The sequence below is a fragment of the Ferribacterium limneticum genome, from assembly GCF_020510565.1.
In the GTDB taxonomy this organism is placed as follows: Bacteria; Pseudomonadota; Gammaproteobacteria; order Burkholderiales; family Rhodocyclaceae; genus Azonexus; species Azonexus limneticus_B.
Window position 1 is genome coordinate 3,045,700 of the sequence record NZ_CP075189.1, and the last position, 16,403, is coordinate 3,062,102.

The window sequence follows — 16,403 nt, forward strand, 5'->3', positions numbered from 1 at the left end:
TTTAATTAGCTTTGGGTTCCGCCTTGTTGGCGGGCGTACTTTTTCTTGCTTCGCCAAGAAAAAGTAGCCAAAAAGAAGGCGACCCCGAGGGCGGCGCCGGGCTTTGCCCGGTTCCTTGCGCTACTCGGCAGGCCGGGCGGCTTGCTAAACTCGCCTTCGGCTCAAACAACGCAAGCCGACTGCCCCCGGCCCGCCTGCGTTGCTCAGCGCCTTCCACGGGGACCCCAAAAACGTCCACGTTCAACCGTTACGCCGAAAAAAGCGGGCTTCCACGGTCAACCGGAAAAAAAGCCAAAAAATGAAATCCACAGGTTCAGCGTGGACGCCTTACCGGGCCCCTTGGAAGGTGCCGAGCAACGCAGGAAGGCCGGGGGCAGTCGGCGAGGACTGTTTGAGGGCGAAGCCCGAGTTCCGCAGCCGCCCGGCCTGCCGAGTAGCACAGGGAACCGGCGCAGCCGGCACCGACCCAGGGTCGCCTTCTTCTTTGCTTACTTTCTTCTTGGCGAAGCAAGAAGAAAGTACGCCCGCGCCTCAAGCGCGGAAAACAAGGGTTACGAAGAGGCACCTCCGCCTCAAAGGCAAGGGCGGAACCTCAAGCCAATTCACGACCCCTGCTTGATCGCCAGAATCGCCTGATTCCTCAGCGTCCGCAGCAACTGCAATTCCTTTTCCGGAATGGAAATCCCCCCCGGCTCATCGCGGTCGGCATAGATCAACGCCACCGGGTTGCCCTTGATATTGAGCGGGAACAGCACGAAGGAATTGGCCGGCACGGCCTTGCGATACCAGTCGGGAATACGGCCGGCAATTTTCGGATCGTTGATGTCGCTGATCAGCAGATCGACCCCTTTTGACGTCGCGGCATGGAAGATATCCGGCGTAAAACTCAGCGGGAAGCGGAAAGCTTTGGCCAGCTCGTTGGCATCCGGCCCGAAGCCAAAGCGCCCCTGCATGACGCCGGCCTTGACGTCGCGGATGCACAGCACGACACGCTTGAAGCCCATGGCCCGATACATCGTTTCGAGGATGATGCGCAGGATGTCGTTAAGCTGAAAACCATCGATCAGCGTATTGCTGATGTCCTGGATACCGGCCGTCAGCACCGATTGCGCGTCGACTTCCTGCGCCTCCAGGCCACTGCCGACGCCGCCGAGCGGGTCGCTCTCGTGAATGACAGTACCGTCGGCAAAGTCGCTGGCGTGCGGATCGGCGGCAAGCTTCTCATCCGCACCGGCATCGGCGAACTGGCGCATCTGTTTGCCGAAGGTCGTCTGCTGGAGATTGAGGTGAATGATGCGGGCAAAATCGGCAACCTCCTCGACGGCGCGCTGGACGGTCTGCATCACCACATTCTGTTCAAGCTGCACGGCGTCGGCAAAGCGCGCCATGGTCTTTTTGAGTTCGCGATCCCGTAGCTCCGGCGTGGCCAGCGCGATCACATCGCACAGTTCATTGGAGAAGCCAGAGAGCATGCGCAGACGATCTTCTTGGTCAAGTGCTTTTTTGACCTTACCCGCCGGCAAACGCCGCATCGAGGTGACGATCAGCGGCGGGAAGCCCCAGAGTTTGGCGATGGCGATACCGATTTCCTCAAAGGAAATACCGAGCACCTGTTTCGCCGCGATGTCCTCACCGCAGTCTTTTTGCGCCATGAGGCGGCGGATTTCCTCGGCATCTTCCGGAAAATAAAACTGCGACAGCAAACGACCGAGGCTGTGGAACAGCGAGCAGATGAACGATTGTTCCAGATCGCGCATGCGCGCCGTGGCGCCGATATCCTTGGCCAGCACGCCGGCCATGTTGGCGCGCAGGAAATCTTCCTTGAGCTGGTTGGCGTTGGCCTTGTTCTGCAGGTGATCGAAGAGCAGGACGGTAATGGCGATGTTGCGTACCGCCTCGAAGCCGAGCACGACCACCGCCCGCGACACGGTGCTGATGCTGCCACCGCCGGCCTGCCGGAAATAGGCCGAGTTGACCAGACGCAGCAACTTGTTGGTCAGCGCAAAATCCTTGAGGATGGTGTTCGACAGCTTGTCGATGCTTTCCGTCTCGCTGTTGGCGATCTTGTTGATGGCGCTGACCGACTCCGAGAGCGCCGGGAAATCGCTCTTGTGGCGCATCCGGCGCAGCAGGAATTCCAGCGTTGCCTGTCGACCACCAGCGCCGGCCGGAAGCTCTTCTTCAGGGTCGAGATAGTTGTCCAGCGCCTCGCCAAACTGGGCCGCCGTCTGAAAACGCAGCAGCGGATCGCGGGCCAATGCCTTGTGCAAAATGGCGCTTAATTGCTCGTCGACCGTGGCATCCTGTGGCAGCTTGATATCTTCGCTGGCCAGGCGCTGCATAATGGCGCCGGCGCTATCCCCCGGTACAGCCCGCCGCCCGGTGAGCATTTCGAAGAGAATCAGTCCGGCCGCGAAGACATCCGAACGCTCGCTGATCTCGCGGCGCAGGACATACTCGGGAGCCATATAGCCCGGCGTGCCGGTGATGCGGTCGGCCGGGTCGCTCAACGCATCGACCCGCGCCGCGATGCCGAAATCCATGACGCGCGGCGTACCGTTGTCATCGAGCAAAATATTCGACGGCTTCAGATCACGATGAATGATGCCCTGCCCGTGGGCATAGGCGACCGCATCGAGGATAGGGCGGAGGATCGAAATCGCCTTGACCGGCGGTAACGCCCCACTCTGCCGGAGGAATTCGCCGAGGCTTTTGCCCGGCACGTATTCGAAAACGAGATAGAGATCGCCGTCCTGCTCGCCCGCTTCAAAAATCGGCACGATGCTCGGATGGCGCATCCGGCTGACCGTACGCGCCTCGTCAAGCAGCATGCCTTTATGCTCCGGGTCGGGCGTGGCGAAATGCAGGGTCTTGATGGCAATTTCGCGCTGCAACTGGGGATCAAAGCCAAGATGGACCACGCTTTGCGCGCCTCGCCCCAACTCGCCACGGACTTCGAAACGGCCGATTCTTCTGCTCATTGTTCGCTATCTTCAATCCAGACAAGATGCGGAATCGCATCGGCGCCGCCACATACCACGGCATTCTGCCCGTAATCTGCCGCCAGGGCGCAGGCATCCTCGCGGGAAAGCTCGGGGACGAAACAACTCTCTTCGTTCGGCCAGCCCTCGGCATCGGCCTCGTGCAGCGCCACATACGGTTCGTAGTTGCCTTCAAGCAGTTCGCACTCCAACTGCGACTGGCGTTCGGCGTTGGTCGCCTCATCGGCGCGCTGGCCGCCCGGATTGTGCGCCGTGATCAGGGCAAATTCAGTGCTGCCTGCCGTTTCAAGCCAGCAGCGCAAGGTTTCGCAGGGCTGACCGATGCGCAGTTCGCAGCAGCCACCAGGCAGGAATACCCGGTAAGTCGTCGCCATGTAGGCGGCCTCAAGTTCACTCGTCTTCGCCATCGAAATCCGCCACACCGATCAATTGTTCGGCCTCTGCCACCGGCAGCGCCTCGACTTCCTTCAAGCGGCGCGTCAATTGTCGCGTCCGCGTTTCCGCCTTGCTAATGCTATTGCTCGCCTCGTCCAGCTTCTTCTTGGTATGGGCCAACGCCTCGCCGAACTTGCTGAACTCCGTCTTCACCGCGCCGAGCACCGCCCACACTTCGGCCGAACGCTGCTCAATGGCCAGGGTGCGGAAACCCATCTGCAGGCTATTGAGCATCGCCGCCAGCGTCGTCGGCCCGGTCAGACTGACCCGCCAGTCGCGCTGCAGGGTTTCGGCCAGACCAGGTCGGCGCAGCGCCTCGGCATAAAGGCCTTCGAGCGGCAGGTAGAGCAAGGCAAAGTCAGTGGTGTGCGGCGGTGCGACATATTTTTCGTGGATGCTCCTGGCCTCGTTCTTCAGGCGGGTTTCGATGGCCCGCGAGGCCTCCTCGACCCCGGCCGGATCGCCGCGATCCTGCGCGTCGAGCAGGCGTTGGTAATCCTCGATCGGGTACTTGGCATCGATCGGCAACCAGACCACGGCACCGTCGTCCTTGCCCGGCAGGCGGATGGCGAAATCGACGCGCTCGTTGCTGCCCGGTTTGGTCGCCACGTTGCTGCCGAACTGCTCGGCCGTCAGCAACTGTTCGAGCAGGGCCGAAAGCTGCACCTCACCCCAGGTGCCGCGCGTTTTCACATTGGTCAGCACGCGCTTGAGGTCGCCGACACCGGCCGCCAGCGTCTGCATTTCGCCGAGACCGCGATGGACCTGCTCAAGCCGCTCGCTGACCAGCTTGAACGACTCGCCGAGGCGTTGCTCGAGCGTTGCATGCAGCTTTTCATCGACCGTCCGCCGCATTTCTTCGAGCTTGTTGGCGTTGTCGGCCTGTATTGCGGTCAACCGGGATTCGACGGCAATTTTCAAACGTTCGAAACGCTCGTCCAGCCCCAGTGAAAAGCGGTTCAGCTCACGCGCAAAAGCCTCCAGTCGCTCGGCCTGCGATGTGCCGAACTGACCAACCTGCGTCGTCAGCGCCTGGCCCAGCAAATTGGACGACTGCGCCCTTTCCTCGCGATCGCGGAAGGCTTCTTCAGCCACCTCACGCCGACCGCGCGCCAGTTCCTCGCGCAGTTCGCGCTCCAGGCGCATGAGCCCTTTATCCTGGGCCTCCTGCTGCGCCTGAAAGCGCGCTTCGTCCTGCTGCCGGTTGCCGCGCAGCAACAACGCCACCTGCAAAAGGATGACCACCACCAAGCCGACGATCAGCGCCAGCCCCATCGGTTCACTCATCGATGGCTCATTTCAGCGAAAAATCAACCCGGCTGGCCTTGCCTTTTTGATCAGCCTCGACTTTGGCTGGCAATAGGAAAACCCGCTCCGGCGGCACCTTGCCTTGGTCCACCAGCCAGCCCTGCACCACTTCGGCCCGGCGCGCCGCCAGCGCCTTGACGTCGTCGTCGCTGACCGGCAGGTTGGTCAGCATGAGCTTCTCCATTTCCTCGACCGGCAAATCCTTCTGCAGACCAATCATGTTGCGCGGTTTCGGGAACTTGGCCTCCTTGTAGGCGCGGGTCAGGTAAGTTTTGCTTTCCTCGGGCGCAATCTCGATTTCTTCAAGCGACTTGCCTTCGCCAGCCTTCTTGAGATCCTTGAGCTTTTCGGCCTGCATGGCGCGTTCCAGGGCGGCGCGCTTGGCGCCTTCGCGGTCGGCTTCCGGATCGGCCCGGCCGGTGATTTCCAGCTTAAGGGCATTGCGTTCGTTGAGCGCCTTGGCCAGCACCTCGAGCTTCTTGCCGGCAGCGTCGTTAAGCGTGGCGCGGCCAGCTGCGAATTCGACATTGGACAACTCGTCCCCACCGCCGAACATTGAGCCGATCAGTGCAAATGGCGAGGTCACGGCCTTGACGAACAGATTGACGATGACCTTGACGATCAGCCCGCCAATCGAGAACTGCGGATCGTCGAGCGAACCGGAAATGGGCAGATTGAGGTCGATCTCGCCACGATTGTTCTTGAGCAGTGATAGCGCCAGATTGACCGGCAGCGTCGTCGCATCAGCACTTTCAATCTTCTCGCCAAAGGTAAATTGGTCAATGAATAGGCGGTTCTCCGCCGCCAGCTGGTTGTTCTCGAGCTTGTAGGCAACGTTGAGCGACAGCTTGCCCTTTTCGATGGCGTAGCCGGCGTATTTGCCGGAATACGGCGAGAAGCCGACCAGATCGACGCCCGTGATTTCAGCCTTGATATCGAGATAGGACTTGGCGGCCAGTGGATTGAGCTTGCCCAGGATCTGCACCGGTGCCGAGTTGGCATACCTGCCACGTAGTTCCATGTCGGCAACGGTATCGGCCGCCGACGACAGATTGGTCACTCGTCCGCCGAGCTTGCTCAGATTGACCGTGTAGTTGGGTTTGACGAAAAGGTCGGAAAAATTGACCGTGCCATTTTGCAGGGTGATCTTGCCGATCTTGATCGGGATCGGCTGCTTGGCCGGCCCGGACTCCTTGGCCGCCACCTTCGTTTCAGTCTTGGCCTCGACCAGCTTGGTCTCGCCCGTCTTGGCAGCGACCGCCTCGCCTTCCGGTTTCCTGACGATCTCGGCGACGTTGAGCTTGCCTTCCTTGTTGAGGATCAGCCGCGAGAAATAATCGGTCAGCGCAATTTCGCCGATATTGATGGCCATCGGCTCGAGGCGGAAATCGATGCCGCCAAAATAGAGGGATTTCCACTTGAGGAAATCGGCGCTGTTGAGCTTGTCCACCGCAACAAAGTCGCCCAGCGTAAAGGATCCCTTGTAGCCTGCCTTGAGGCCCGCCGTATCGAGCTTGGCTGTGGCCTCACCCTTGTTCGACACTTGGCCCCGCGTCAGCGAAATATTCAGGAACTGGCCGAAGTATGGCTCCAGCGGCACCAGCGGGATGGCCACGGTATCGACCTTGACCGCCACGTCGAGCGGATAGATCTGCAGGCTGCCATCGACATTCAGGCTGCCCTTCTTGTTGATCTTGCTCTTCAGTGCAATCGTGCCCTTCTTGCTCGGCTCGTTGGTCAGTTCCTGGCCAAGCAGATTGAACCCCTCGATTTCCTGCACGGCGACGTGCTGCAGGGAGCGATCCTCGAAGCGAAAACCAAGGTCTTCGATGGACAGCTTGCCCACCTTGCCGATCCACTCCTGCGTTCCGGTTGCCTCGGCCACCGCCTTGGCCTTGGTATCCTTCTCGGCATTGGTCGCCCGGACCACCTTGAGCACTGGCGAACTGACCCATTCGATCTTGCCAGCCTTGTTGCGCAGCATGCGGGCGCGGGTTCCGTTGTTGGTCACTTCGGCGATATCGACGCGGTGGGCGGGCAGATCGACCTTGATACCCTTGATGGCCATTTTCTCGACGCGGAAACGCTCGCCGAGGTCGATCTGATAACTCACCTCACCGATTTCAATCGGCTCGACCAGCTTACTATCGACCTTGCCAACGCTGACCAGCAGATTGCGTACTTCGCCAGCCACCGGCGTCAGATTCGATTCATCCTGCCAGCGGATCAGGCCGTTGGTCAGCGCGAACTCGCCGAGCGACCATTCAAATGGCTTGGCCGGTGCCGGCTTGGGCTCCGGCGTTGCTACGGCCGGCTTGGCCGACTTGGTCAGCTTGTCGGCAACCCGCATGACATTGAACTCACCCTGCTTGTTGACCGCCAGAGCGACATCCAGACCATCGAGTCCGACACGCTTGACGGCGACTTTGCTATTGATCGGGTCGGCATTGTCGAGTTCAATATCCAGTCGCTTCCAGCCAAACAGCGGCTGGCCCTCGCTTTCGGTCAGCGCCAATCCGGAAACATGGACTGCACCGACGACCGAAACGGAATAAACCTGGTCCGAGACCTCCTTGAACATCGCCTTCAATTCCGAATCAAGGGTTCCCGAGGCAAGCCGGAAAGGCAGCGAATCAGGCAGATAAGGTTGCAGACCAGCCAGGTCGAAGCGATCCAGATCAAGATTGAGCCGGCTTTCGTGGGTCTCCGAAAACGGTTTGCTGTCGCCGGTCAAGGCCAGTTGTGAGCCGTTGATCGTGGCCGAAAACGACGGATTGACCAGAACCTCGGTGTGGTAGGGCAGGCTGGAGACAAAGGGCAGCGCCAGATTGATCTCGCTGATCGTGTGCACCTTGCCCTTGGGCTGGTCATCAAAAACGATCTTGCCGTTGATCAACTGGATATTGTTTATCGAAAAGCGCGGCGTGCCGGACTCCGGCTCGTCCTTGGGCTTCATCCACTCGTCAAGCAGATCGGAAATATCGTAACGCCCCTCGGCAACTCGCGACACGGCAACGCGCAGCCCCTGCAGGCGAACTTCATCGACGACGGCAGCCAGCTTGAAAATGGAGGCCGACGAAAGATTGACAAAAAGCTCGTCGAAACCGGCCACTTCCTTGCTGCCCTCGGCCGTGATCGAAAAACCACTGATCTTCGCCGACAAGCCGTACGGATTAATGTCGATGTTTTGGATGCTGACTTCACGATGCAGCTGCGCCGAAAGCTGTTTCTGCAAAATCGATTTGAGCAGTGGCGGCGCGGCGAAAAAACCAAGCACGCCGAAAACCACGAAAACGGCCGCCAGCCATTTGCCGATTTGCTTGCTACGCGGCGATTTCAGCGCCCCGGTGAGACGTGACATTGTTGCAGAATTGCTTGCAGCTGGCTCGGCCATGATAATCTGCCTTTCTTGTTTTATATCCGCCAAATTTAGCACACCGCCACACTGGAAATATCAGCAAAAACACATGAAGTGGTTCATCGAAGAAATATCGAGGCTAATCGCCCAACTCAAGCGCTGGCAGACTTGGCTGGTCATCGGACTGATCAGCCTGTTTGCCGGACTGGCCTTTTTCATCGGCAGCTTTGCCTTCCGCACCGACGGCATCCTGCTCTATCTCAACCGCACAGCCGGTGCCTGCCGTGAACTGACCAACGGCATCATCATCTTCATGTTCTGCGGCATGATTTTCTTCATGTTCACCGCCTTACTGACCCTAGGCGAATTCCAGCGCTATTTCCAGTTCAAGCAACGTGCCGCTCACTATCAGGCCAGGCGTGCGTTGTACGGGGGGATTGGCTGGGCTGCTGCCGCCATTACCATTTCGATTGCTGCGCTGGTTTTCTTCAACCGATATTGCCGCTAGACTGCGTTGATCGAGTACCGGCAGAAACCATGAAAATTCTCGTCGTCGAAGACAGTCGCTCCACCTCCCACCTGCCTGTCGAGCAGATGGAAAGACTGGGCGTCACGACGCTTTCGGCCTCGACCGGCGACGAGGCACTGGAAAAATTCGCGCGGACGCGACCGGATCTCGTCCTGCTCGATCTCTCCCTGCCCGACATGGATGGTTTTCTCCTCGCCCAGCGCATCCGGGCGACGGAAACCCCGGGCGAATGGACGCCGATCATTTTCCTGTCATCCCGTGACGACGAGGCCAGCATCGAAAAGGGCATCGCCGCCGGAGGTGACGATTACCTGCTCAAGCCGGTCAGCGAGATTGTGCTCGGCGCAAAAATCCGCGCCATGCAGCGCATCGTCCTCATGCGGTCGTCGCTCATCGGGCTTACCCGCAAGCTGGACGCCGCCAATCAGGAACTGGTACGCATTACGTCAAGCGACGGCCTGACCGGCGTCGCCAACCGGCGCTACTTCGACGAGGCAATTTCCATCGAATGGCGCCGGGCGCGTCGTCACTCGAACAGCATCGCGATGATGATGTGCGATGTCGACTACTTCAAGCTGTACAACGACACCTACGGCCACCAGGCGGGAGACGACTGTCTGCGCCGGATCGCCCGGGTCATCCGCCAGAACACCGAACGGCCTTCGGACATCGTGGCCCGCTACGGCGGCGAGGAATTCGCCGTTGTGCTGCCCGAAACCACCATCGGCGGCGCCCTGATCGTGGCCGAAAAAATCCGTCAGGCCATCCGCGAACTCAATATCGAGCACGCCTCGTCACCCGGCGGGCTGGTCACCCTGAGCATCGGACTCGCCTCCGCCGCTCCCGGCTTCGACAACCCGCCCGAAGACCTCATCCAGGCCGCCGCCAAAGCCCTGCTGCGCGCCAAACGACAAGGCCGGGACTGTCTCTGCCGGGCCGACGACGCGTAGTGGCCAGACGACGCATTTCCATCGTCATCGCCGACGACAACGACATGATGCGCAGCATCCTGCGCGCCATGTTGCGTGGCGAGGAATACGACGTGGTCGGCGAAGCCCGCAACGGGCAAGCAGCGATCGATGTCGTCGAGCGCCTGAAGCCGGACATCGTCTGCATGGACGTCATGATGCCGGAGAAGAGCGGCATCGAAGCGCTGAGCGAAATCAAGGCTGCCAACCCGACAATCGAAGTCATCATGGTGACCAGCAATTCCGATGCGGAAACCGTTCAGAACTCGATCATGAACGGTGCCAGCGGCTTCATCATCAAGCCCTTCAATGCCGCCCGCGTGCTCGATGCGCTGGAAAAGGCCAGCAACCGCGTCCGCCAGACCAAGCCGTAGGGCGATACCCTAGAAGTCGTTTCGCCAGCTGCGTATCGTTTTGAAAATCGAGGCTTTTTTCCGGTTGACCGTGGGATTCTGCTTTTCGGCTGCAGCAATGACCGCCGGCTCGGCGCATCGCAGGAAGGGGTTAGTCGCCTTCTCTTCGCCAAGCGTCAACGGCACGCTGGGCCGGCCCGCCGCCCGCAGCGCCGCAACCTTCGCCACGCGCGCCTGCAAGGCGGCATTTTCCGGCTCGACGGCCAGCGCGAAACGCAGGTTCATCTCGGTGTACTCGTGGGCGCAATAAGCCAGGGTGTCATCGGGCAGTGCAGCAATAGTGTCAAGCGAAGCCGACATCTGCTCCGGCGTCCCCTCAAACAGCCGCCCGCAGCCGGCGCCAAACAGCGTATCGCCACAAAATAGCGCGCCCGGTGCAATGTAGGCCAGGTGCCCGAGCGTATGCCCGGGAACGGCCATGACATCGACCGTTTGGCCCAGAATATCGATCTGCTCGCCACCTGAAAGTGGACGCGTGCAGCCTGTGATAGACTCATTGGCCGGTGCAAAAACCTCGACTGGCCAGCGCGCCTTGAGTTCGGCGATGCCGCCCTGGTGATCGGCATGGTGATGCGTGATCAGGATGCCCTCCAGCGTCAGATCGTCGGCTTCCAGACGGGCGATAACCGGAGCTGCATCGCCGGGATCAACGACGACGGCACGCTTGCCGCGGGTCAGCAACCAGATGTAATTGTCCTTGAACGCGGGAATGAGCGAGATTTCAAACATACCGGAACTATCGAGCGCAGCGCCCCGGATGTCAATTCCCGGGCTCGACGCCTGGCTGTCGACCGCAGCCGGCCGCTATGTGCTCGATTGGGAACAGCGCCAGCTCGACGCCGCCGTGCCCGATGTTTTCGGTTTTCATGCCCTGCAACTCGGCCTGCCGCAGGGTGATTTCCTGCGCGCCAACCGCATTCCGTTGCGCCTGAAAGCCGGCGAATACGGCGCGGTGGACATGCTCTGCAACTGCGCCGCCCTGCCCTTCGCTTCGCTCAGCACCGACCTCGTCGTCCTGCCGCATGTCCTCGAATTCAGCGACGAGCCGCATCAGATATTGCGCGAAGTGGAGCGCATCCTGATTCCCGAGGGACAGGTCATCATCATCGGTTTCAACCCGCTGTCGCTGTGGGGACTGAAACGAAAATTCGACGGCAGCGGCCAATTTCCGTGGAATGGCAGCTATCTGTCGCTGACTCGCCTCAAGGATTGGCTAAAATTGCTCAGTTTTGAAGTCGATCGTGGCCAGTTCGGGTGTTACATCCCGCCGGTCGAACAACTCAAATGGGTGCAACGCTGGCAGTTCATCGAAACGGCCGGCAACCGCTGGTGGAATTTTTCCGGCGGCGTCTATGTGGTGCGCGCCATCAAGCGCGTGCACGGCATGCACCTGATCACCCCCAACTGGCGAAACAAGTCGGTGCGCGCCAAGGCGCTGCGCCCGATCGCCCAAAAGGAAGGCCATGGCCGCTGAAGAAATCGTTGAAATATTTACCGATGGAGCCTGCAAGGGCAATCCTGGCCCCGGCGGCTGGGGCGCCATCCTGCGCCTCGGCCAGCACGAAAAGGAGCTGTGGGGCGGCGAGAAGGAAACGACCAACAACCGGATGGAACTGACCGCTGCCATCCGCGCCATCGAAGCCCTCAAGCGACCAATCGGCGGCAAGATCTACACCGACTCGCAGTACGTCATGAAGGGCATCAACGAGTGGATACACGGCTGGAAGAAAAATGGCTGGAAAACCGCCGACAAGAAGCCGGTCAAGAATGCCGACCTGTGGCAACTGCTCGACGCCCAGGTCCGCCTACACAAGCTCGAATGGGTCTGGGTCAAGGGCCACGCCGGCCACCCGGAAAATGAACGGGCCGATGCCCTGGCCAATCGCGGCATCGATGAATTGAGAAACAGGGAAGCAGCATGAGACAGATCGTCCTCGACACCGAAACCACCGGCCTCGACCCCCGCTCGGGCCACCGCATCATTGAAGTCGCCTGCATCGAGATGGTGAACCGCCGCTTCACCGGCCACCACCTGCACAAATACCTCAACCCCGAGCGAGAAATCGACGAAGGCGCCCAGGCGGTGCACGGCATCACGCTTGAATTCCTCGCCGACAAGCCGAAATTCGCCGACATCGCCGACGAGTTCCTCGAGTTCATCAACGGCGCCGAGCTGATCATCCACAACGCCCCGTTCGACATCGGCTTCCTCAATGCCGAACTCGACCGCCTCGGTCGCGTGCCGGTCGGCACCATCTGCGGCAAGGTCACCGACACCCTGCGCATGGCCAAGGACCTCCACCCTGGCAAGCGCAACAGCCTCGACGCGCTGTGCGAACGCTACGAAATCGACAATTCCAGCCGCACCCTGCACGGCGCCCTGCTCGACACCGAACTGCTGGCCGAAGTTTTCCTGGCCATGACGCGCGGCCAGAACTCGTTGATGATCGAACCCGATGCCGCGCCGCGCCCGAACATCGGCGCCGACGGCCTGGTCCGCGAGCGCAAGCCGCTCACCGTTCGCCGCGCCTCGCCCGAGGAACTGGCCGAACACGAGCAGGTGCTCGCCGCCATCAACAAGGAATCCAAAGGCGCCTGCCTGTGGCTGCCGAAGCCTGACGCCGAAGCGGCCTGAGCCCGGCATGGTCCCCATCTCTCTGCTTATCTGGCTCGCCCTCGAAATCAGCGGCTATCTCTACATCGGCCGCCACCTCATGCACCTCGACTGGCCTCTGGCCATCATCGGGGCGATCAACTGCCTGCTCGGCCTGCGCTTCTGGATGAACGCGACGACCTGGTTCTTCGGCATGAAATTCGCCTCGCCGGCGCCGGCGCTCGGCTTTGGCAAACGCTTCCGGATTATGGCCGGCGAATACTTCGCCTTCCTGCTCACCTTTCTGCTCGTCATCCCCTTCGAGCGGCTGTGGATGCCGACTGACCGCCTGCTGCCAGGGCAAAAGCCGATCCTGCTCGTCCATGGCTACGGCTGCAGCCGCGGCGTCTGGTGGCTGCTCCGCCGACGCCTCGAAGCAGCCGGCTACAGCGTCGCCACGGTCAGCCTGGCGCCGCCCTACACCAGCATGGGCAAGCTGGTGCCGCTCCTCAACCAGCGCATCGAGGAAGTCTGCGCCGACACCGGCAGCAAGCAGGTAACGCTGGTCGCGCACAGCATGGGCGGCCTGATTTGCCGCTCCTATCTGGCACGCCATGGCATCGAACGCGTCGACCGTTTGTTCACGCTGGCCACGCCACATGCCGGCAGCCTCCTGAGCAAAATCGCCTTCGGCCAGAATTCCCGCGAGATGACGCCCGGCTCGCTGTGGCTGCGCGACATGGCGACCGAACCGATCAAGATTCCCGCCGTCAGCCTGCGCAATGCCTACGATAACTACGTCATGCCGCAGGACAACCAGCGCCTGCCCGGTGCCCGCGATGTCGAACTGCCTGCGGTAGGTCACATCGCCATGCTTTATGATGAACGCGTTGCCAATTTGTTGCTCGAATTGCTGAAACTCAAGAAACCATGAACATTCCCGACTCCACTCGCGCCCAGGCGCAGGATCTGCTCGATTTCATCGACGCCAGCCCCAGCCCCTGGCATGCCGTTCAGACCTGCGAAGCCCGACTGACCGCCGCCGGGTTCAAAGCGCTCGACGAAGCCGACCGCTGGACCTTGACCGCCGGCGACCGTCGCTATGTCGTACGTGGCGGGTCGTCGATCATTGCCTTCATCGTCGGCAGCCAGCCGGCAGCAACGACCGGCCTGCGCCTGATCGGCGCCCATACCGACTCGCCGGGCCTGCGCCTCAAGCCGAAGCCGGCCGAAGACGCGGCCGGTATGGTGCGTCTCGGCGTCGAAGTCTATGGCGGACCGATCCTCGCCACCTTCGCCGACCGTGACCTGTCGCTGGCCGGCCGCGTCAATGTCCGCGTGCCGGGCGGCTTTGAAGCCCGGCTGGTGCGCTTTACCGAACCGCTGCTGCGCCTGCCCAACCTCGCCATCCACATGAATCGCGAGGTCAATGAAAATGGCCTGAAATTCAACAAGCAGACGGAACTCCCGCTGCTGCTGGGTATTTCCGAAGATGGCACAAAGGCCGAAGCGCGCTTCCGCCAGCCCATCGCTGCCCAACTCGGCGTCGAGCCAGGCGATCTGCTGACCTGGGAACTCAACGCCTATGACACGCAAAAAGGCGCCTTTTGGGGCGTCGACCGTGAGTTCGTCGCCAACAGCCAGCTCGACAACCTCGCCTCCTGCCACGCCGCACTGAGCGCCCTGCTCGCCACGCCCGAACCCGCCGCCACCTGCCTGTGCGCCTTTTTTGATCATGAGGAAGTCGGCAGTGAGAGCGCCACGGGCGCCGGCGGCAGCTTCATTGCCGATGTGCTCGGCCGACTGTCTGCCTGCGCAGGACTGGATAGCGAAGACCAGCGCCGCATGCTGGCCCGGAGCTTCTTCATCAGCGCCGACATGGCGCATGGCTGGCACCCGAATTTCCCGGCTGCTTACGAGCCCTGCCACCACGCGCTGGTCAATGCCGGTCCAGTCATCAAGAGCAATGCCAACCAGCGCTACAGCACCAGCGCCGAGACGGCAGCACGCTTCATGGCCATCTGCGAAAAAGCCGGCGTGCCCTGCCAGCAATACGCCCACCGCACCGACCTCGGTTGCGGCAGCACCATCGGCCCCATCGTCGCCTCGCGCCTCGGTATCCCCAGCGTCGATGTCGGCTCGCCGATGTGGGCCATGCACAGCATCCGCGAAAGCGCCGGCGTTCTCGACCACGGTTACATGATCGCTGCCCTCACCGCCTCATTCTCGAACTGACATGAACGATCTGATCACCTTCCTCGCCGGCTCCGGCATCGTCATCTGGCTTTCGCGAAAAGCCCTGCTCAAGCCGGGCAGCCACGGTTTCTACCGCTTTTTTGCCTGGGAAGCCATCCTCGGACTGATTGTGCTCAACCACGGCGTGTGGGGCGAAGATCCGTACTCGCCGCACCAATTCACCTCGTGGATGCTGATGCTGCTCAGCATGTTCCTGGTCATCGCCGGAGCGCGCACACTGACCCGCCATGGCGAAGCCAATGCCAAACGTGACGATGGCTCGTTCTACGAATTCGAAAAGACGACGCAACTGGTGTCGCATGGCATCTTCGGCTACATCCGCCATCCGATGTACTCGTCCTTGCTGGCGCTGGCCTGGGGCGCCTATTTCCAGGACCCGAGCACGATCGGCACGCTCATCGCCGGTGTCGCATCCATTTCGCTGTGGCTGACCGCCGTTACCGACGAGCGCGAATGCCTGGCCTATTTCGGCGACGCCTACGCCAACTACATGCAGCGCACCAAGCGCTTCATCCCCTTCCTACTCTGAAACGGGCTTCGCCCCCATCATTTCATTGCAGGTCGCCCGGCCAAAGGTTTCGGCCTTTTTCGGGCTGGAAATCTGCGGTTCTTCGTAGATGCGCCGGATGATGTGATTGGTAATCCGCGCGCCATCGCTGCCGTCTTCGTCGAACAGCTTCATCAGCCGCCCCTTGTCGCGATTGTAGAAAGCCTGCAGCGCATGGTCGCGAACGCGTTCGCAGAAACGGATGCGCTGGGCATCCGGCATGCTGTCATCGATTGGTCCGGGGTGGCCGTGGGCGATGGCGCCGGAAGCGACCAACGCGGACATCAGGGACAGGGCAAGACGTTTCATTCCTTCGGCTCCTGGATCGACGTGAGATAGGCCAGGATGTCCTGGATGTCCTGCGGTTTGAGGGCATTGAGCAAACCGACGGTGCCCTCCTCGTCATGCGGCCGGTCGCCCTTGAGGTAAAGATCGACCTGGCGCTGCAGATAATTGGTGTATTGGCCAACGAGCATGGGGAACATGCCGCGGCCCTTGCCGGTCTTGCCGTGGCAGGCGGCGCACTGCTTCTGGTAGAGCTTCTCGCCATTGGCCAGATCGCCCTCGGCACGCGGGATGATCATCACCTTTTCGGCCATCAGCAGCTTGGTCAGCGCGTCTTCGGTACCGACATAGGTTGGCATTTTGGTGTCGAGGACGATTCCCGACAGATAAGCCGAAATGTCCTTGATATCCTCATCGGACAGCTCGCGCTCCTGCGTGTAGGGGAACATCGGGATATTGACCCGCGTCCGCGAACGGAAATTCCGCAACTGGCTTTCGATGTACTTGACCTGCTGACCGGCAATGCGCGGGTACTCGCCCTTCTTGCCGCCCTGGCCATTATCGCTGTGGCAGGCAGCGCAGGTGCCGTTGATTTCCTTGCCTTTTTCGAGGTCGACCGCAGCCGCCGAGTAGCTCAGGGCAACGGCTGCAATAACGAGGGGCAAACGCAAAACTTTCAGCATGCAGGACAACTCCCATGATCGATGCG

At 60.9% G+C, this 16,403-nt stretch carries 16 protein-coding genes; 9 read left to right on the plus strand and 7 right to left on the minus strand.

Going from position 1 to position 16,403, the window contains the following annotated elements; genetic code table 11:
• Positions 1-602 precede the first annotated feature (602 nt).
• From KI610_RS14555 to KI610_RS14570, 4 genes are read right to left on the minus strand one after another with little or no spacing between them, the layout of a single operon-like run.
• Entirely contained in the window at positions 603-2,981 is a 2,379-nt protein-coding gene (locus tag KI610_RS14555; RefSeq protein ID WP_226495682.1) for a serine/threonine protein kinase, read from the minus strand.
• Complete coding sequence (locus KI610_RS14560) at positions 2,978-3,409, minus strand: DUF3293 domain-containing protein (RefSeq protein WP_226495683.1); 432 nt, start codon at positions 3,407-3,409, stop codon at positions 2,978-2,980. Before KI610_RS14560 ends, KI610_RS14555 begins: the two co-directional genes overlap by 4 nt.
• A complete protein-coding gene (gene rmuC, locus KI610_RS14565; RefSeq protein ID WP_226495684.1) occupies positions 3,393-4,724 on the minus strand; it encodes a DNA recombination protein RmuC in 1,332 nt (443 codons plus the stop codon). Before rmuC ends, KI610_RS14560 begins: the two co-directional genes overlap by 17 nt.
• Positions 4,725-4,731: 7 nt before the next feature.
• Positions 4,732-8,106: a DUF748 domain-containing protein gene (locus KI610_RS14570; RefSeq protein WP_226495685.1), complete on the minus strand. Its 3,375-nt coding sequence runs from the start codon at positions 8,104-8,106 to the stop codon at positions 4,732-4,734.
• Between the two features lie 106 nt (positions 8,107-8,212).
• Here KI610_RS14570 and KI610_RS14575 point away from each other — a divergent pair, with 106 nt between their 5' ends.
• From KI610_RS14575 to KI610_RS14585, 3 genes are read left to right on the plus strand one after another with little or no spacing between them, the layout of a single operon-like run.
• Entirely contained in the window at positions 8,213-8,611 is a 399-nt protein-coding gene (locus tag KI610_RS14575; RefSeq protein WP_226495686.1) for a hypothetical protein, read from the plus strand.
• A 29-nt stretch (positions 8,612-8,640) separates the two neighbouring features.
• Entirely contained in the window at positions 8,641-9,582 is a 942-nt protein-coding gene (locus tag KI610_RS14580) for a GGDEF domain-containing response regulator (RefSeq protein WP_226495687.1), read from the plus strand.
• Complete coding sequence (locus tag KI610_RS14585) at positions 9,582-9,974, plus strand: response regulator (protein WP_226495688.1); 393 nt, start codon at positions 9,582-9,584, stop codon at positions 9,972-9,974. The genes KI610_RS14580 and KI610_RS14585 overlap by 1 nt, the downstream gene beginning before the upstream one ends.
• A 9-nt stretch (positions 9,975-9,983) precedes the next feature.
• Here the strand turns inward: KI610_RS14585 and gloB are convergent, their stop codons facing one another.
• Entirely contained in the window at positions 9,984-10,742 is a 759-nt protein-coding gene (gene gloB, locus KI610_RS14590) for a hydroxyacylglutathione hydrolase (RefSeq protein ID WP_226495689.1), read from the minus strand.
• A gap of 28 nt (positions 10,743-10,770) precedes the next feature.
• Between gloB and KI610_RS14595 the strand changes: the two genes are divergently transcribed.
• From KI610_RS14595 to KI610_RS14620, 6 genes are read left to right on the plus strand one after another with little or no spacing between them, the layout of a single operon-like run.
• The gene (locus tag KI610_RS14595) at positions 10,771-11,487 is read left to right on the plus strand and encodes a methyltransferase domain-containing protein (protein ID WP_226495690.1); all 717 of its coding nucleotides are present in this window, start codon (positions 10,771-10,773) and stop codon (positions 11,485-11,487) included.
• Positions 11,477-11,935: a ribonuclease HI gene (rnhA, locus tag KI610_RS14600; protein WP_226495691.1), complete on the plus strand. Its 459-nt coding sequence runs from the start codon at positions 11,477-11,479 to the stop codon at positions 11,933-11,935. Before KI610_RS14595 ends, rnhA begins: the two co-directional genes overlap by 11 nt.
• The gene (gene dnaQ, locus KI610_RS14605; RefSeq protein WP_226495692.1) at positions 11,932-12,648 is read left to right on the plus strand and encodes a DNA polymerase III subunit epsilon; all 717 of its coding nucleotides are present in this window, start codon (positions 11,932-11,934) and stop codon (positions 12,646-12,648) included. Before rnhA ends, dnaQ begins: the two co-directional genes overlap by 4 nt.
• A gap of 7 nt (positions 12,649-12,655) precedes the next feature.
• The gene (locus KI610_RS14610; RefSeq protein ID WP_226495693.1) at positions 12,656-13,540 is read left to right on the plus strand and encodes an esterase/lipase family protein; all 885 of its coding nucleotides are present in this window, start codon (positions 12,656-12,658) and stop codon (positions 13,538-13,540) included.
• Positions 13,537-14,841 (plus strand): M18 family aminopeptidase, encoded by a 1,305-nt coding sequence (locus KI610_RS14615; RefSeq protein WP_226495694.1) that lies wholly within the window; start codon positions 13,537-13,539, stop codon positions 14,839-14,841. The genes KI610_RS14610 and KI610_RS14615 overlap by 4 nt, the downstream gene beginning before the upstream one ends.
• 1 nt (position 14,842) lies before the next feature.
• Positions 14,843-15,391, plus strand: a complete 549-nt coding sequence (locus KI610_RS14620; protein WP_226495695.1) for a methyltransferase family protein — start codon at positions 14,843-14,845, stop codon at positions 15,389-15,391.
• Here KI610_RS14620 and KI610_RS14625 read toward each other — a convergent pair.
• Both KI610_RS14625 and KI610_RS14630 read right to left on the minus strand, forming a co-directional pair.
• On the minus strand, positions 15,383-15,718 hold the full coding sequence (locus tag KI610_RS14625; protein WP_226495696.1) for a hypothetical protein: 336 nt from the start codon (positions 15,716-15,718) through the stop codon (positions 15,383-15,385). The genes KI610_RS14620 and KI610_RS14625 overlap by 9 nt on opposite strands.
• Positions 15,715-16,377 carry a c-type cytochrome gene (locus tag KI610_RS14630; RefSeq protein WP_226495697.1) on the minus strand — a complete coding sequence of 221 codons (663 nt, stop codon included), beginning with the start codon at positions 16,375-16,377 and terminating at the stop codon, positions 15,715-15,717. The genes KI610_RS14625 and KI610_RS14630 overlap by 4 nt, the downstream gene beginning before the upstream one ends.
• Between the last annotated feature and the right edge of the window lie 26 nt (positions 16,378-16,403).

Bases quoted from the DNA above. Each gene is read 5' to 3' on its own strand.
- KI610_RS14575 (WP_226495686.1), top strand. From the start codon at position 8,213: ATGAAGTGGTTCATCGAAGAAATATCGAGGCTAATCGCCCAACTCAAG.
- KI610_RS14615 (WP_226495694.1), top strand. From the start codon at position 13,537: ATGAACATTCCCGACTCCACTCGCGCCCAGGCGCAGGATCTGCTCGAT.
- KI610_RS14625 (WP_226495696.1), bottom strand. From the start codon at position 15,718: ATGAAACGTCTTGCCCTGTCCCTGATGTCCGCGTTGGTCGCTTCCGGC.
- KI610_RS14580 (WP_226495687.1), top strand. From the start codon at position 8,641: ATGAAAATTCTCGTCGTCGAAGACAGTCGCTCCACCTCCCACCTGCCT.
- KI610_RS14630 (WP_226495697.1), bottom strand. From the start codon at position 16,377: ATGCTGAAAGTTTTGCGTTTGCCCCTCGTTATTGCAGCCGTTGCCCTG.
- KI610_RS14595 (WP_226495690.1), top strand. From the start codon at position 10,771: ATGTCAATTCCCGGGCTCGACGCCTGGCTGTCGACCGCAGCCGGCCGC.
- KI610_RS14555 (WP_226495682.1), bottom strand. From the start codon at position 2,981: ATGAGCAGAAGAATCGGCCGTTTCGAAGTCCGTGGCGAGTTGGGGCGA.
- rnhA (WP_226495691.1), top strand. From the start codon at position 11,477: ATGGCCGCTGAAGAAATCGTTGAAATATTTACCGATGGAGCCTGCAAG.
- rmuC (WP_226495684.1), bottom strand. From the start codon at position 4,724: ATGAGTGAACCGATGGGGCTGGCGCTGATCGTCGGCTTGGTGGTGGTC.
- KI610_RS14620 (WP_226495695.1), top strand. From the start codon at position 14,843: ATGAACGATCTGATCACCTTCCTCGCCGGCTCCGGCATCGTCATCTGG.
- KI610_RS14560 (WP_226495683.1), bottom strand. From the start codon at position 3,409: ATGGCGAAGACGAGTGAACTTGAGGCCGCCTACATGGCGACGACTTAC.
- dnaQ (WP_226495692.1), top strand. From the start codon at position 11,932: ATGAGACAGATCGTCCTCGACACCGAAACCACCGGCCTCGACCCCCGC.
- gloB (WP_226495689.1), bottom strand. From the start codon at position 10,742: ATGTTTGAAATCTCGCTCATTCCCGCGTTCAAGGACAATTACATCTGG.
- KI610_RS14610 (WP_226495693.1), top strand. From the start codon at position 12,656: ATGGTCCCCATCTCTCTGCTTATCTGGCTCGCCCTCGAAATCAGCGGC.
- KI610_RS14570 (WP_226495685.1), bottom strand. From the start codon at position 8,106: ATGTCACGTCTCACCGGGGCGCTGAAATCGCCGCGTAGCAAGCAAATC.